The sequence below is a fragment of the Paenibacillus albiflavus genome, assembly GCF_004344915.1.
Lineage (GTDB): Bacteria > Bacillota > Bacilli > Paenibacillales > NBRC-103111 > Paenibacillus_AM > Paenibacillus_AM albiflavus.
This window is the reverse complement of record NZ_SKFG01000005.1, coordinates 44,617-59,182: the sequence shown is the minus strand read 5'-3', so window position 1 is coordinate 59,182 and position 14,566 is coordinate 44,617. Positions and strand designations below refer to the sequence as shown.

Here is a 14,566-nt window from a genome sequence, read left to right as displayed (position 1 = left end):
TTTCTCATTACCCTCTTAACAACAAGCTTTTATCTCATCTTCGTCACCGACTGGGGTCGGGTAGTGATTGTCAAAGCAGGCTGTGCAGCAGCCTCCGTTCGGTTCGCCGTTTGAGCCAAGTCCGATGCCGTCCAGCATGCCTTGTTTGCTTAAGAAATAAAGGGAATCGGCATTGATCGCTTTGCGAATTTCCTCAATCGTGTGTGTCGCTGCGATTAAGTCCTTGCGAGTTGGTGTGTCGATACCATAGAAGCAAGGATTCTGAAACGGTGGTGATGAAATGCGTACATGAACTTCGGTTGCTCCTGCTTCGCGCAGCAGATTCACAATTCGAAGTGAAGTTGTACCCCTTACGATGGAATCGTCGATCATGACGACGCGTTTGCCTTCGACAACTTTGCGAACGGCGCTTAGCTTCATTTTGACGCCTTGTTCACGCAGTTCTTGGCTCGGCTCAATGAAAGTACGACCTGTGTAGCGATTCTTAATCAGCCCAAGCTCATAGGGAATTCCTGTCTGTTCCGCATAACCAATTGCAGCAGAGATAGAAGAGTCAGGTACACCTGTTACAACGTCCGCGTCCGTGAACGCTTCAATCGCAAGCAGCTTGCCCATCCGTTTACGTGCAGCATGAATATTGACGGTATCGATATCGGAATCTGGGCGTGCAAAATAGACGTATTCCATCGCGCATACCGCTTTGTTCTTCGCTTCGGTATAGCTTTCGATCCGCATTTCGTGTCCCTGCTGGAAAATAATCATTTCGCCTGCATGAACATCACGCACATATGAAGCACCTACTGTATCAAAAGCACAGGTCTCGGATGAAAACAGATACGCATCGCCTAATTGGCCCATTGCAAAAGGACGCAAAGCATTCGGATCAAGCGCAGCAATTAACGTATCCTGTGTCTGAATGAGGAACGCATAAGCCCCAACAAGCTGCTTAAGCGCATGTTTCACAGCCGTAACGATATCGTTATGCTCCGACCGTGCAATCAAGTGAGCCAGCACTTCTGTATCTGAGCTAGTTTGAAAAATCGAGCCTTGGCTCTCAAGCTGCTGACGAAGCTCCTTCGCATTCACAATATTGCCGTTCGTCGCAATCGCCAGATCACCACCACGATATTTGAACACAAGCGGTTGAGCATTAACGAGCTTGCTCTCGCCTGCCGTAGAGTAACGAACATGAGCGATTGCGTTCGAGCCTTTAAGGTCTTTCAAATTGTTATTGTTGAATACTTCTTTCACAAGTCCCATTCCACGATAGTAATGGAATGTTCCGTTGTCATTCGTACAGATACCTGCACTCTCTTGGCCTCTATGCTGCAAAGCATGCAGACCGTAGTAGCATAGAGACGCTGCGTCTCCATGCCCCCACACGCCGAACACGCCGCATTCTTCGCCTAGCTTGTCGAAAATGCTCTCGCCTGCATTCATGCCTTCGTTATAGTAATCGCCCGTCCATAGGGGCTGTTTATTTTCTAATTCATGTGACATGGAATCGCATCCTTCCAGGTTGCTTCCAATGTACTTACTTCAGCTTCAATCGCTGATACACTATTAACAGTGACATTCAGCTGCTTGTGGCTTGCAACCTTTCCAATCACTTGGCAAGGAACACCTTGTGCAGTCACTGCATGCACAACAGCTTCAACATGCTCAGGAGTTACTGACAATAGAATACGTGATTGACTTTCACTGAATAAGGCGAAGTCTTTGCGTAAATAAGATGCAAAATTCACATCCGCACCCTTACCACCTGAAATACAAGACTCTGCTAATGCAACGGCAAGCCCGCCATCTGACAAGTCATGCGCTGATTTCACTTTGCCTTGCTGAATGACTTCCAGTACAACCTTCAGCAGCTTCTTCTCAGCAGCTAAGTCTAGCTCTGGAGGACGGCCTTCCGTCACACCATGAATCACATACTGGAATTCGGAACCGCCAAGCTCTGCTTTGGTGTCTCCAAGCAGGATAATGACATCACCTGCATTTTTAAAACCTTGTGTCGTAATGTGGTCTACATCATGAACTAAACCAACCATCCCGACAACTGGTGTTGGATGAATCGCACCCTTAGGCGTCTCATTGTATAGCGATACATTGCCTCCGATAACTGGTGTATCCAGCTCACGGCAAGCTTCTGCCAACCCATCTACTGCCTTTTCCATTTGCCAAAAAATCTCTGGTTTCTCCGGACTTCCGAAGTTTAAATTATCTGTAATCGCAAGCGGCTCCGCACCTGAACATACAATGTTCCGACTTGCCTCACTAACGGTAATTCTTCCGCCAACTTCTGGATCCAAATAAACGAATCTGCTATTGCAATCTGTTGTCATCGCTAGCGCTTTGCGTGTACCTGGCACAAGCACTACCGCTGCATCCGAACCTGGACGCACCGCAGTGGATGTACGAACCATATGATCATATTGGCTGTATACCCATTCTTTGCTCGCAACTGTTGGTGAAGCCAGCACCTTCGACAACGCTTCATTCAAATCCGTTACTTCTGCATAACGTGTTGTATCTACATTGGCATTCTCTTCATAATAAGCAGGTACTTTAGATGGTTTATTGTATACTGGGCACTCGTCAACTAATGCTTTGACTGGCATTTCAGCAACCACCGCACCACCATGGAATAATTTCAATTGTCCGTCATCCGTTACTTTACCAACCTTCTTGCAAATAACACCCCAACGGTCAAAAATCTCCATCGCAATCGGCTCGTCCTTCTCTTCAATGACGAACAACATGCGCTCTTGCGATTCGGATAGCATCATTTCATAAGGTGTCATGCCTGTCTCACGCTGCGGCACTTCATCCAGATATAGCTCCAAACCGTTGCCCGCCTTAGAAGCCATTTCGGATGACGAGCAAGTAAGACCAGCAGCACCCATATCTTGAATCCCAAGCACGATACCTGAATCAATTAACTCCAAGCAGGATTCCATGACAAGCTTCTCCATGAACGGATCACCTACTTGAACCGCTGGACGCTTCGCTTCGGATTCTGCCGTTAATTCCTCGGAGGCAAACGTTGCACCGTGAATACCATCACGACCTGTTGCCGGACCCACATAATACACTGGGTTGCCGACCCCTTTGGCTACACCGCGCTGAATTTTATCGTGATCGATTAGACCCACGCACATCGCATTTACAAGTGGATTTCCTTCATAACTCTCATCGAACATCACTTCGCCGCCAACCGTTGGAATCCCGATACAGTTACCGTAACCCGCAATCCCTGACACAACATGCTCGAATAAATATTTCACACGATCATTCTCAAGTTTGCCGAAGCGTAGGGAGTTAAGGGAAGCAATCGGACGAGCGCCCATGGAGAAAATATCCCGAATAATCCCGCCTACACCCGTAGCTGCACCTTGAAACGGCTCAATTGCAGATGGATGATTATGTGATTCGATCTTAAAAGCAACGGCTTGATTATCGCCGATATCTACGATCCCAGCTCCCTCACCAGGTCCCATTAGTACGCGTGGGCCAGTGACGGGGAATTTTCTAAGCAAGTTCTTGGAATTCTTATAAGCACAATGTTCAGACCACATAACGGAGAACACACCAATTTCCACATAGTTCGGTTGACGCCCTAGATGTCCGCAGATCAGCGAATATTCTTGATCCGATACGCCCATTTGCTTGTAAATCTTCTGTTCGGCAATTTGCTCTGCTGTTGGTTCTTTAACGGATAGCTGCTGCGTCATGTTCATTCCTCCATGCTTTCAAAATTGATGTAAACATTTTTTTGCCATCTGCCGAGCCTAGCAATTCATGCACGGCACGCTCTGGATGCGGCATCATTCCCACGACATTTCCCTGCTTGTTGCATACACCTGCAATGTCATCAAGTGAACCATTCGGATTCGTACCAGCTGCGTAACGAAGCAGAATCTGATTATTCGCTTGCAGTTCTGCCAGCGTTGCTTCGTCCACATAGTAGTTGCCTTCGCCATGTGCGATTGGAATGTGAATCACTTCACCCTTCGCATAATCCATCATGAATGGATTCTCATTGTTCACAACTTCAAGCGATGCTTGGTGACAGCGGAACTTAAGCGAATTGTTACGCAATAGGGCACCAGGCAATAGACCCGCTTCCGTCAGAATCTGAAAACCATTGCAAATCCCAAGGACATACTTACCTTGATTGATCGCTTCAACTAATGCTGTCATGACAGGTGCAAATCTAGCAATCGCACCACAACGCAAGTAATCGCCATATGAGAATCCACCAGGTACGAGAATACAATCATAAGCAGATAAATCCGTTGCTGTATGCCATACGTAATCGACCTGCTGGCCTACGCAATCTTCTACTGCTTTATAGCAATCAATGTCGCAATTCGATCCCGGGAATACGAGAACGGCAAATTTCATGGGGAAGATCCTCCTTCGGTATATGGAAAATGGTGCTGAACATTCGTAATTTTCGGTCTAAAATTGTTTGATGCTACGCAAACTCCATTACAAATTCTTTTCTAAGCATATGCTTCCGATGTAGTTTTCTTACGAAAACTTGGACACCGACTGTTGAAATGGTATTCTTATTGATTAGAATTTATGGATATAACACCATTTCAAAGGTCTGACGTAAACTTTCCGCTAGAAATGAATTTTTCATTTCGTTGCTTCGCTTACTATACAACCTTCGTTACTATTGCTTCGCAAAGTAACAAAACTCTTTCTACTTACCCCACAAATCTCGCAATCTCATTACGTATGGCACACATTATTAATAGTAGCGAAGGCAGCGGAGGGACGGATCGTTCTGGAGAAACGATAGTGTTCGCCTTTGTAGCCGAATTTCTACCTCGAAATGGTCTTACCTGATCAGGAAATTCGGATACAACAGCGATCGGAAGAACGATCCGACCCGCAGCAGCCACCATGCTCGCTATTAACACAATGTTTCGCCTATGTGATAGATTAAGAGATTACACAAGCTCATAACGGTAGTCTTCGATTACCGTATTTGCTAGAAGCTTTTCGCACATGGTTGTGATGCGGGATTCGGCTTCGGCGCGATCTGTTATGTTCAGGTCGAACTCAAGATACTTGCCAACGCGAACCTTGCTTACTTCGTCAAAACCCATTGAATGTAATGCGCCTTCTACTGCGCTTCCTTGCGGGTCGAGTACATTCTGCTTAATCGTCACATAGACGGTTGCTTTCATCGTGGATATCCTCCTCGGAGATGTGTTTTATTTTTCTTGGAACAAGGCATGAAGAATTTGGGTATAACGTTGTGCGGTTTCTTCAACAACTTCAGCAGGAAGTGGATCAGGCTGAGAGTTTTTGTCCCAATTGGAATTAGCTAAGAATGTACGTACTGGCTCTTTGTCCATGGAGTCAATTTCGATATCAAGATCATACTTATCCATAGCCCAGAAGCGTGAAGAGTCTGGTGTGAATATCTCGTCAATCAATAAGATTTCATCGTCAATGAATCCAAACTCTAATTTGGTATCCGCTAAGACAATACCGCGATCTTCGCAGTAAGCATGTGCGAGCACATAAAGCATAATGCTCTTCTCAGCTAACTGAGCTGTTAACTTCTCACCAAGCCATGCTTCCATTTCAGCGATCGTAATATCTTCGTCATGACCGACATCATTTTTCTTTGCAGGCGTGAAGATCGGATGTGGCAATCTCTCATTCTTGCGAAGTCCTGCTGGCAATTCCCGACCATTGATCATGCCTGTTTCTTGGTATTGACGCCAGCCGCCCCCTGTTACATATCCGCGAACGACACATTCTACAGGAATACGAGTCGCCTTGCGGGTCACCATGATGCGATGACGAAGAACTTCTTTATCAACGATAATATCGCCAAGTTGATCAATGTCACAGTGAATCATGTGATTCTGCATAAATTGCGCGGTTACTTCAAACCAAGCTCTGGTGACTAAGTTCAGTACATTTCCTTTATCAGGAATTCCTGGCTCTAATACGTAGTCGAATGCGGAAATACGATCCGTTACGACGATTAACATTTGATCATTGCCTAAATCGTAAAGCTCACGGACCTTCCCTTTATACATTAGCGGTGCTTTTACAAGATCAACGGCTGTCATTAATGCGGTTCTTGTCATGTTTACATCTCCTTATCGATTTGGAAGTATGCCTCTACGCCTCTATTTTAAACTTAAACGGTCAAAGATTGTATCTACATGCTTCAAATGCCAGCTTGGATCGAAGCAGTCTGCCAATTCTTCGGGGCTAAGTACTTCTGTAATCTCAGGTGTTGCAAACACGATATCGCGGAATGAACGCTGCTCTTCCCACGCTTGCATCGCGCGAGGTTGAACAGTGTCATAGGCTTGTTCACGAGCAAATCCTTTATCGATCAGCTTCGTCATCACGCGACCAGAGAAAGGTACATCGTATGTGCTTCTCATATTGCGCTTCATATTCTCAGGGAATACGGTCAGGTTCTTGATGATGTTGCCAAGACGGTTCAACATATAGTTAATCAGCATCGTTGCGTCAGGTAGAATAATACGTTCAACAGACGAATGGGAAATATCACGTTCATGCCACAGCGTGACGTTCTCGTATGCCGATACCATGTGACCACGGATCACGCGAGATAAACCTGAAATACTCTCGCAGCCGATTGGATTGCGTTTATGCGGCATTGCTGAGGAACCCTTCTGACCTTTGGCAAACGGCTCTTCCACTTCACGGAATTCACTCTTCTGAAGTGCGCGAATCTCCGTTGCGAACTTATCCATTGAAGTCGCAATAAGTGCAAGTGTCGCCATGTATTCAGCATGACGGTCACGCTGCAAGGTTTGTGTAGAGATTGGAGCAGGCTTCGTTCCAAGCTTGCCGCATACATAAACCTCAACGAACGGATCAATATTGGCGTACGTTCCGACTGCACCAGAAATTTTGCCATATTGTACGCCATCTGCTGCAAAGCGGAAACGCTCAAGGTTCCGTTTCATTTCTTCGTACCACAGCGCCATTTTGAGACCAAAGGTTGTTGGCTCTGCATGTACACCATGTGTTCTGCCCATCATCGCTGTATATTTATGTTCAATCGCTTTATTGCGCAGGATCTCGATAAAATTGTTCAAATCCTTCTCGATGATTTCATTCGCTTGAAGTAGCAAATAGCCAAGCGCTGTATCTACAACATCCGTTGAAGTTAAGCCGTAGTGCACCCATTTGCGCTCATCGCCCAAGCTCTCGGACACGGCACGCGTGAAGGCAATCACATCATGGCGTGTTTCTTGCTCAATTTCATAAATTCGATCGATTGAGAAATCCGCTTTCTCACGAAGCAACTGTACATCTTCCTTCGGTATTACACCTAGCTCTGACCATGCCTCGCAGGATAGAATCTCAACCTCCAGCCATGCTCTAAACTTGTTCTCTTCTGTCCAAATACGTGCCATTTCAGGACGTGTATAACGTTCAATCATTAACCTAACCTCCATAGATTCATTTACTTCTTGATGACCAAATCCCCATTTGCTCAACCCATTCAAGTGCCAAATCTAAATCCTTTGTAAGTAGATTGATATGGCCCATTTTGCGCTTATGCTTAGCCTCGTGCTTGCCGTACAAATGAATTTTGGGAATAATACCATTAAACTTGTTGTCTGCTGAATCTGCAAGTTTATTTGCTTGAAGTTTCATCCAATGTAGGATAGGCTCCACATGTTCTCCGAGAAGATTAACCATTACCACAGGGGTCATAAGCTCAGTTGAACCAAGCGGTAGATTACAAATCGCTCGAAGATGCTGCTCGAATTGACTCGTATGGCAAGCTTCCATTGTATAATGCCCTGAATTGTGAGGACGTGGGGCCAGCTCATTCACAAATAATTCCCCATCTGGTGTCAAGAACATCTCTACTGCAATTAATCCGACAATCTCTAATCCTTCTGCAATTCGAATCGCTAGCTCTTCAGCGCGTTTCGTGATCTCATGAGACACTCTTGCCGGCACAATTGATAAATGAAGAATATTATCTACATGCACATTCTCTGCGGGGGCAAACACTTTCACTTCGCCACGCGGGCTTCTAGCTGCGATTACCGATATTTCTTTGTCAAAATGAATGAATTGCTCTAACACTAATTCTGTATTGGCTTTAGCTAAGGTTTCGTAGGCTTCTGGAATCTCCTCATAGGAACGAATAACCCATTGTCCTTTGCCGTCATAGCCACCCATTGCAGTCTTCAGCACACAAGGCATTCCAAACGCTTGAACAGCGTCTTGAAGTGCAGCCACGCTATCGATTTCTCTATATGGCGCTACCTTCACTCCCGTTGCCTCGATCGCGCGCTTCTCCCGAAGGCGATGCTGGGTCACATATAATAGCTTGCTGCCTTGCGGCACATAAGTTTCCTTCATTAATAATTCCGTTACGCCTGCATCTACATTCTCGAATTCGTATGTTATAACATCTGATTTATTTGCAAGCTCACGTGCAGCTTCCAAATTATCGTAGGCTGCAACAAGCTGCTCATCGGCTACTTGACCGCACGGAGCGTCAGGAGTTGGATCTAAGGTAATAAATCGATAACCCATCGCCCTACCCGATAAGGCAAGCATACGACCTAGCTGTCCGCCGCCCAATACTCCAATTGTACTTCCAGGCAATAGCACCTGTTCTTTAGTCTCTGTATTTTTCATCATATTAAGTCACTGCTTTCCAGAACAGCTTGCTTCGTTTGTTCACGACGTGCGCGAATCCGTGCTTGAAGTTCAGGATCGAAGGCTCCAAGCATTTGCGCTGCAAGCAGACCTGCATTCGCTGCACCTGCCTGACCAATTGCAACAGTTGCTACTGGAATGCCAGCAGGCATTTGCACAATCGATAGAAGTGAGTCAAGGCCATTAAGTGCTTTGGATTGAACTGGAACGCCGATAACGGGAAGCTCCGTCTTAGCCGCTACCATTCCTGGCAGATGCGCCGCTCCTCCCGCTCCCGCGATAATAACCTGAAGGCCGCGTTCGATAGCAGTTTCGGCATACTCAAACATCAAGTCTGGTGTACGATGCGCAGAAACAACCTTCTTCTCATAAGGTACTTCAAGTTCATCCAGCACATCGCATGCCTTCCTCATTGTTTCCCAATCTGACTGGCTACCCATAATAACTCCAACGCGTGCGGTCATATTCTACCAACTTTCTTTGATTATTTATCGCAATAAATAGAAAAATCCAGAAATGGCCAAATAGGCAACATGATCTGGACGGATAGGTGTGAAAGCATGCAGACTTACATCACCCTCGTAGTCCAGTAATTTACGGTTTCTGGGTAGAGACTTTCAGGCCATATTCCTGACGTTATACGAGATTGATTTATATTAAGTTGAATAAGATTTACTTGAGTAATTTTAGTTTAACAGGTGATTATAGCCCTGTCAATTTCGAAAAAACGAACATTTTTTGGACACCATAAAATTATAGTTCGGTTTTGACTTGTTTTTGCCTGAGTGCTCGTCATAGCATACAATAGATGTGATAAACGTTATTTTTCTATTATTGTGTGATAGGAGTTTGGTTATGGATCTATATTGTGATAGGCAGTATATAGATGTTGATTTTAGCCATGTTGAGTTCAGCGAAGGGGAACTGCGAAATTGTACATTTACTCGCTGTCGGTTTCGCAGCGCATATATGGAGGAAGTATGGACAAGCGGCTGCCAATTCATCGATTGTGATTTTACAGGGGCTAGCCTGAACGCCTCTCTCCATACCTCATCTGCTTTTACGAACTGTCGTTTCAATGGAGCAAATCTATTTGTCGCTAAATTTGAAGAATGCAAAATGGTCGGTTCCGACTTCACCGAAGCCTACATGGATGGAATTACGATTCTAGGCGGCGACTGGTCTTATACGAATCTCAGATTTCGGAATCTCTCGAGGCAAACGCTTCGCAATGTCCGTTTCGTAGAAGCAGACTTATATGAATGTAATTTAGAGAAGGCTAATCTGCGGGATGCAGACTTAACTAGAGCGCATCTTGGCAAGGTCAAGCTAAGCGGCGCTGATCTTAGAGGAGCCGTTATGGATGGCGTTGATTTTAAATCTTTTGATATCAAAGGCGCTAGATTAGATGAATTCCAAGCTGTTGCTTTTGCTAGATCCTATGGGGCGAAAATCGATTAGGAGATAAATACCTGCTTGTATTTATCTCTTCATATATTCTTCAGATTTTTCTCCACAAAATCTTCAGTTAATTTGCTTATGCTAAATAACAAGTAAAGATTATGGAGGTTATAGATGAAGAAGACCACTGTTTTAATTGTGGATGACGACTCTGAAATCAGAAACTTTATTAACATCTTTTTGTCCAATGAAGGTTATCATGTGCTTGAAGCAGAGAATGGTTTACAAGCATTAGAAATTATCAAATCATCGCCAGTGCAATTGATCATTCTGGATGTAATGATGCCTCTTATGGACGGGATCAAAACGTGCCTCAAAATTAGAGAAACCTCAAATATCCCCATTATCATGCTCTCCGCCAAGGAAGAAGATATCGATAAAATAACCGGGCTAACGATAGGGGCTGATGATTATGTTACCAAGCCATTCAGTCTTCTAGAGTTGGTAGCACGCGTCAAAGCGCATTTGCGTCGGCAAAGCTATATCGTCAAGGATCTTGAGGAAGAAGTCATTTCTATCGGCGACTTAATCATAGACAAGGCTCAGCACCAAGTAACTGTAAAGGGTAAAGAAGTTTCTCTAACACCTCTAGAATTTGCCATACTTGAACTGGTGGCCAGCAATCGAGGGCATGTGTTCAGCGTGGATAAAATTTACGAACGTGTATGGAAAGAAAGCGCGAACTTCTCTGACAATACAGTTGTAGTTCATATCCGAAATCTCCGAGAGAAAATCGAAGAAAACCCCCGAGAGCCGCAGTATCTTAAGACAGTCTGGGGAGTGGGATATAAAATTGAAAAATAAACTCATTGCTCATATTTCAGGAAAAAACAGTATTCGTGTGCGAATGTTCTGGTCGTTTCTCTTTAGCCTAATTATTGCAATTAACTTATCGTCCTATATCAACGAATCATTCTTAATCAGTCTGCCTGATCCTCACTTAATTTTCTATCTGTCACCCCTATTATCTATCTTCTCATTTGTCATCCTGTTTATTATAAGCTTTTCCCTTATGACCAATCGGATCATACAATATCTGTATCATCTAGCTGAAGGACTTGATTTTATTGCCAGAGGAAATCTCCATTATCGCATTCCGATCTCAAGGACAGATGAGTTAGGTAAGGTTGCAGCAAACATTAATGCAATGGCTGAAAAAATGGAAATCCAAATCCAAAAGGAAAGACAAATCGAAAAATCCAAAATGGATCTGATTACAGGCGTATCCCACGATCTACGAACACCTCTTACGAGCATTATTGGATATCTGGAGTTGTTGATAAATAGAGTCTGTCAAAATGAGCAGGAGCAAGAACGTTTCATTGACATCATCTACAAAAAATCCCTTCAACTGAAGAATCTCATTGATGACTTATTTGAATACACACGTCTCACAAACAGTGAAGCCAAATTTGAAACTGATCAGGTTGATATACAGGAGCTGCTCACGCAAATTCTGGCTGAATATCAACCCTTCGCTAAAGAACTTGGTGTCACTGTAGAGACATGTTTAACGATTAAAACATTGCCCATTTCGATGGATCCAGAAAAAATAAGGAGAGCCGTCGATAACCTTTTAATGAATGCATTGAAATTCTCGGTTAAGCCTGGAGTGGTTCGAGTATCAATGGATGAACGATTCCCCTCTGTTATCATCAAAATCGAAAATGAAGGAACACCGATATCGATGGAGCAAGAGGGGCTGTTATTCGAACGATTTTATAAGGCTGATCTTTCCCGTGCGGCCCAATCCATCCAGAACGGTTCAGGATTAGGTTTATCCATTGCCAAAAATATTATCGAACGGCACGGTGGCACATTAAACCTCGTACATTCAGCGGGCTATTATACTTTTATCATTGAACTTCCAATATCAGGGCACGCATAGAATTTATTTATTTACCTTGAAATTAACTTCGGGGTATTTGGCAGCCAATGCTTGAAGTGCGGAATCGTTCTTTCCTTTTAAATATCGATCGAAAAAAGCAACGCTAAATTCGTTCACTATTCTATGATCCCGCCGTGGGTCTGGTCCGCTTAATCCTAGCCATGGAAAGAATAAGGTAAGATCGGAGAAACTTGCATGCTTCGAGCCAGGAATAAGGAGTGATAATCCCCCACCTGCTAGTGCATTGTTTGATTTTTCGATATATTCTTTTCGCGGGGCTTCAAACGTTTCTCGGCTTACGCCACCTAACTGCTTCGCTACATCATCGTAAGAAGTCATTATCCTACTATACGTCTCTTCTGCATACATCATGAAGAACGGTTTACCTAAGCCTTTATTCGAAACAGGGGGACCATAAAATCCTCCGTCCATACTAAGGGCTGCTTTTACACGCGAATCATTCTGCAGCATTTGAACCGAAACAGCTCCACCGAATGAATGTCCAAGCATTCCGATTCGTTCAAGATCGAGTTTCCCTGTAAAACGGCCCGTAGCATCGTTCTGATTTATCTTCTCCAACTGATTGAGCACAAAGGTAGCATCAGATGTCCATAGCGGTATATGCATTTCATATCGAGCATTGGAAGTCAAACTGCTGTCAATTTTACTCATAGCGACCCTTCCATCAGGATAAACAGACGCAGCAGCTTCATATGCATAATCGATGCCCACAACGATATAGCCATGGCTAGCAAGTTCCTCCATTTGGAACATATTCTGATTGCGATAACCGATCATCCCATGGGAAAAGATCAATACGGGATAACGGCTTTCCGAATCCGAAAGCATCGCTTCCTGTATAGAATGTGTTTTGACCAGTCCCAGATGACTGAGCGTAAAAGATGGAAGGTCCATCATATTGGATGATATAGCTTCCGCCATCTTCGATGAGTTCTGTAAATAAGTGCTCATCTCTTTACCACCTTCTTCAGTGGCTGCTGGATACCAGAATTGCACCATGAGTTCGCGCTTATCGTCAGGATTATCCGAATAAGTTTCTCTCCGCTGTTCGTCAATCCAATGATAAACCGCAGTTCCGACTGCATAAGGACCTGTTGGCTTCTCAAATGAGAATACTGGGAGTACCGAAGGCAGTACAACAGAGACCAATAGATATACGCTTAATAACCCCGTTTGAATGATAACCGCAATCCTGCTTCTGCCTCCTTCCTTCCGCTTGCCTAAGAAGATATAAGTCGTCAATAGAAGTGGCGTCAAGTAAGCAGGAACCATCTCCCATCGTCCGCCTTCTACAGCAATTTGCACAATAACCAAACCAAAAGCAATCGCTACAGGGATATAAGAGCCCCGACCATCTTTTCTATTCGTCATAACGGCCCAATAAAGCAGTCCAAAATTGATCACAATCAAACCTATTTCCAACATCCTCATGCGTAACTTCCTCCTCATTCAATTTGTTTAACTTAAGTCTCAATGTACAAAAGAAAAATGAAGAGGATGAAGAGGAATTTCTAAGTTATTGCTAAAGATTTACTATAAAAATTTCAAATATCACAAAATATCCCCTCCAAGTTTACTTGAAGGGGATAATACCAACATTGGCAGTTTCTCAGATATTCAATAGTTTAGTTCTGCAGCATAGGAACCAAAGTTCTAAGCTCTTCTTCAGTCCATTGTTTTGGATTGTAATCAGCAATCTCGAACGGCTCCGCATATTTAATCGCTGACGCTTTATCCTTACCGTACCAACGCTCAAGCGCTGGAACCATCTCCTCCGATACCACGAAGAAATCAGACCAATATTTCAAAATGAACGCTCTACGCTGTTCCCAGCCTTCTGGCACCAGATGATCTATACGCTTCTGCCAAGGCGCCAATTCATAGAATTGGGAGGCGTGAGCATCACAGCCAAGCAGCTTCTTCTCCAGAACTGATGTGATATCGATCGCTAGGTCTGCTTTATAGATCGAACGTGCCGAGAAATCGGGCATCAGCAAGAATAAAGGTTGTTTACTGTCTTCGGCAGCACCACTTGCTATGTGTTCAGCCGCTTCACGAACGATTCTTCCCGCATTACGATTATCAAAATGGCCGCCACCATTGCCATGGAATGTGATCACAACGTCAGCATCCCATTCACGGATATGCGCAACCACTTTATCGCGATTCTCTAGACTAGGCACAAGCCAGCCATCGGAAATGTCCCAGATTGTGTACTCTTGAACGCCAAGACGTTCAGCAGCAAGAAGCGCTTCTCCATGTCTGCGTTTAGCAAGCTCTGGACCCTTATAGTTGTAATGACCGATATCCCCATTCGTCAGAGTCAGGAATTTAACACGATGCCCAAGCTCTGCGTATAAGGCTGCCGTGCCAGCTGCATACTCCTCCGGCTCATCTGGATGAGCAGCAATAACGATTACATTCAGGATATTTGACATATGCATTCTCCTCGCTACGATGTTGTATAATCTATTAATTCCTCGAAGAATCCGTAAATTC

Annotated in this window: 14 protein-coding genes and 1 riboswitch; of the genes, 3 read left to right on the top strand and 11 right to left on the bottom strand. The window is 44.3% G+C overall.

The annotated features are described in order from the left end of the window. Positions 1-15: 15 nt before the first annotated feature. From purF to purE, 9 genes are all read right to left on the bottom strand, one after another. The gene (gene purF, locus E0485_RS08030) at positions 16-1,500 is read right to left on the bottom strand and encodes an amidophosphoribosyltransferase (protein ID WP_132417480.1); all 1,485 of its coding nucleotides are present in this window, start codon (positions 1,498-1,500) and stop codon (positions 16-18) included. After that, positions 1,485-3,731, bottom strand: coding sequence for a phosphoribosylformylglycinamidine synthase subunit PurL (gene purL, locus E0485_RS08025; protein WP_132417479.1), 2,247 nt, complete (start codon positions 3,729-3,731; stop codon positions 1,485-1,487). The genes purF and purL overlap by 16 nt, the downstream gene beginning before the upstream one ends. Beyond that, positions 3,709-4,404: a phosphoribosylformylglycinamidine synthase subunit PurQ gene (gene purQ / locus E0485_RS08020; protein WP_132417478.1), complete on the bottom strand. Its 696-nt coding sequence runs from the start codon at positions 4,402-4,404 to the stop codon at positions 3,709-3,711. The genes purL and purQ overlap by 23 nt, the downstream gene beginning before the upstream one ends. Positions 4,405-4,715: 311 nt before the next feature. Continuing rightward, a complete protein-coding gene (locus E0485_RS25055; RefSeq protein WP_165921118.1) occupies positions 4,716-4,931 on the bottom strand; it encodes a hypothetical protein in 216 nt (71 codons plus the stop codon). 30 nt (positions 4,932-4,961) lie between these two features. Then, positions 4,962-5,201: a phosphoribosylformylglycinamidine synthase subunit PurS gene (purS, locus tag E0485_RS08015; protein ID WP_132417477.1), complete on the bottom strand. Its 240-nt coding sequence runs from the start codon at positions 5,199-5,201 to the stop codon at positions 4,962-4,964. 27 nt (positions 5,202-5,228) lie between these two features. After that, positions 5,229-6,119: a phosphoribosylaminoimidazolesuccinocarboxamide synthase gene (locus E0485_RS08010; RefSeq protein WP_132417476.1), complete on the bottom strand. Its 891-nt coding sequence runs from the start codon at positions 6,117-6,119 to the stop codon at positions 5,229-5,231. 42 nt (positions 6,120-6,161) lie between these two features. Next, positions 6,162-7,457, bottom strand: a complete 1,296-nt coding sequence (gene purB, locus E0485_RS08005; RefSeq protein ID WP_132417475.1) for an adenylosuccinate lyase — start codon at positions 7,455-7,457, stop codon at positions 6,162-6,164. A 19-nt stretch (positions 7,458-7,476) separates the two neighbouring features. Continuing rightward, positions 7,477-8,679, bottom strand: coding sequence for a 5-(carboxyamino)imidazole ribonucleotide synthase (gene purK, locus E0485_RS08000; RefSeq protein ID WP_132417474.1), 1,203 nt, complete (start codon positions 8,677-8,679; stop codon positions 7,477-7,479). Beyond that, on the bottom strand, positions 8,676-9,161 hold the full coding sequence (gene purE, locus E0485_RS07995) for a 5-(carboxyamino)imidazole ribonucleotide mutase (protein WP_132417473.1): 486 nt from the start codon (positions 9,159-9,161) through the stop codon (positions 8,676-8,678). The genes purK and purE overlap by 4 nt, the downstream gene beginning before the upstream one ends. A gap of 98 nt (positions 9,162-9,259) precedes the next feature. Beyond that, positions 9,260-9,361, bottom strand: a riboswitch (purine riboswitch). 191 nt (positions 9,362-9,552) lie between these two features. Here purE and E0485_RS07990 point away from each other — a divergent pair. The 3 genes from E0485_RS07990 to E0485_RS07980 all read left to right on the top strand — a co-directional run bounded on the left by E0485_RS07990 (position 9,553) and on the right by E0485_RS07980 (position 12,046). Beyond that, the gene (locus E0485_RS07990; protein ID WP_132417472.1) at positions 9,553-10,158 is read left to right on the top strand and encodes a pentapeptide repeat-containing protein; all 606 of its coding nucleotides are present in this window, start codon (positions 9,553-9,555) and stop codon (positions 10,156-10,158) included. Positions 10,159-10,272: 114 nt separating this feature from the next. Then, on the top strand, positions 10,273-10,962 hold the full coding sequence (locus E0485_RS07985) for a response regulator transcription factor (RefSeq protein WP_132417471.1): 690 nt from the start codon (positions 10,273-10,275) through the stop codon (positions 10,960-10,962). Next, positions 10,952-12,046 carry a sensor histidine kinase gene (locus tag E0485_RS07980; protein ID WP_235857480.1) on the top strand — a complete coding sequence of 365 codons (1,095 nt, stop codon included), beginning with the start codon at positions 10,952-10,954 and terminating at the stop codon, positions 12,044-12,046. Before E0485_RS07985 ends, E0485_RS07980 begins: the two co-directional genes overlap by 11 nt. 3 nt (positions 12,047-12,049) lie before the next feature. Here E0485_RS07980 and E0485_RS07975 read toward each other — a convergent pair whose 3' ends face one another. After that, positions 12,050-13,498, bottom strand: coding sequence for an alpha/beta hydrolase family protein (locus E0485_RS07975; RefSeq protein WP_132417470.1), 1,449 nt, complete (start codon positions 13,496-13,498; stop codon positions 12,050-12,052). A 194-nt stretch (positions 13,499-13,692) separates the two neighbouring features. Next, positions 13,693-14,505: a PIG-L deacetylase family protein gene (locus E0485_RS07970; protein ID WP_132417469.1), complete on the bottom strand. Its 813-nt coding sequence runs from the start codon at positions 14,503-14,505 to the stop codon at positions 13,693-13,695. Positions 14,506-14,566: the final 61 nt, after the last annotated feature.

What these genes read in the sequence shown, in the direction of transcription:
- purF (WP_132417480.1), bottom strand. Translation starts at nt 1,500, where the DNA reads ATGTCACATGAATTAGAAAATAAACAGCCCCTATGGACGGGCGATTAC.
- purL (WP_132417479.1), bottom strand. Translation starts at nt 3,731, where the DNA reads ATGACGCAGCAGCTATCCGTTAAAGAACCAACAGCAGAGCAAATTGCC.
- purQ (WP_132417478.1), bottom strand. Translation starts at nt 4,404, where the DNA reads ATGAAATTTGCCGTTCTCGTATTCCCGGGATCGAATTGCGACATTGAT.
- purS (WP_132417477.1), bottom strand. Translation starts at nt 5,201, where the DNA reads ATGAAAGCAACCGTCTATGTGACGATTAAGCAGAATGTACTCGACCCG.
- E0485_RS08010 (WP_132417476.1), bottom strand. Translation starts at nt 6,119, where the DNA reads ATGACAAGAACCGCATTAATGACAGCCGTTGATCTTGTAAAAGCACCG.
- purB (WP_132417475.1), bottom strand. Translation starts at nt 7,457, where the DNA reads ATGATTGAACGTTATACACGTCCTGAAATGGCACGTATTTGGACAGAA.
- purK (WP_132417474.1), bottom strand. Translation starts at nt 8,679, where the DNA reads ATGATGAAAAATACAGAGACTAAAGAACAGGTGCTATTGCCTGGAAGT.
- purE (WP_132417473.1), bottom strand. Translation starts at nt 9,161, where the DNA reads ATGACCGCACGCGTTGGAGTTATTATGGGTAGCCAGTCAGATTGGGAA.
- E0485_RS07990 (WP_132417472.1), top strand. Translation starts at nt 9,553, where the DNA reads ATGGATCTATATTGTGATAGGCAGTATATAGATGTTGATTTTAGCCAT.
- E0485_RS07985 (WP_132417471.1), top strand. Translation starts at nt 10,273, where the DNA reads ATGAAGAAGACCACTGTTTTAATTGTGGATGACGACTCTGAAATCAGA.
- E0485_RS07975 (WP_132417470.1), bottom strand. Translation starts at nt 13,498, where the DNA reads ATGAGGATGTTGGAAATAGGTTTGATTGTGATCAATTTTGGACTGCTT.
- E0485_RS07970 (WP_132417469.1), bottom strand. Translation starts at nt 14,505, where the DNA reads ATGTCAAATATCCTGAATGTAATCGTTATTGCTGCTCATCCAGATGAG.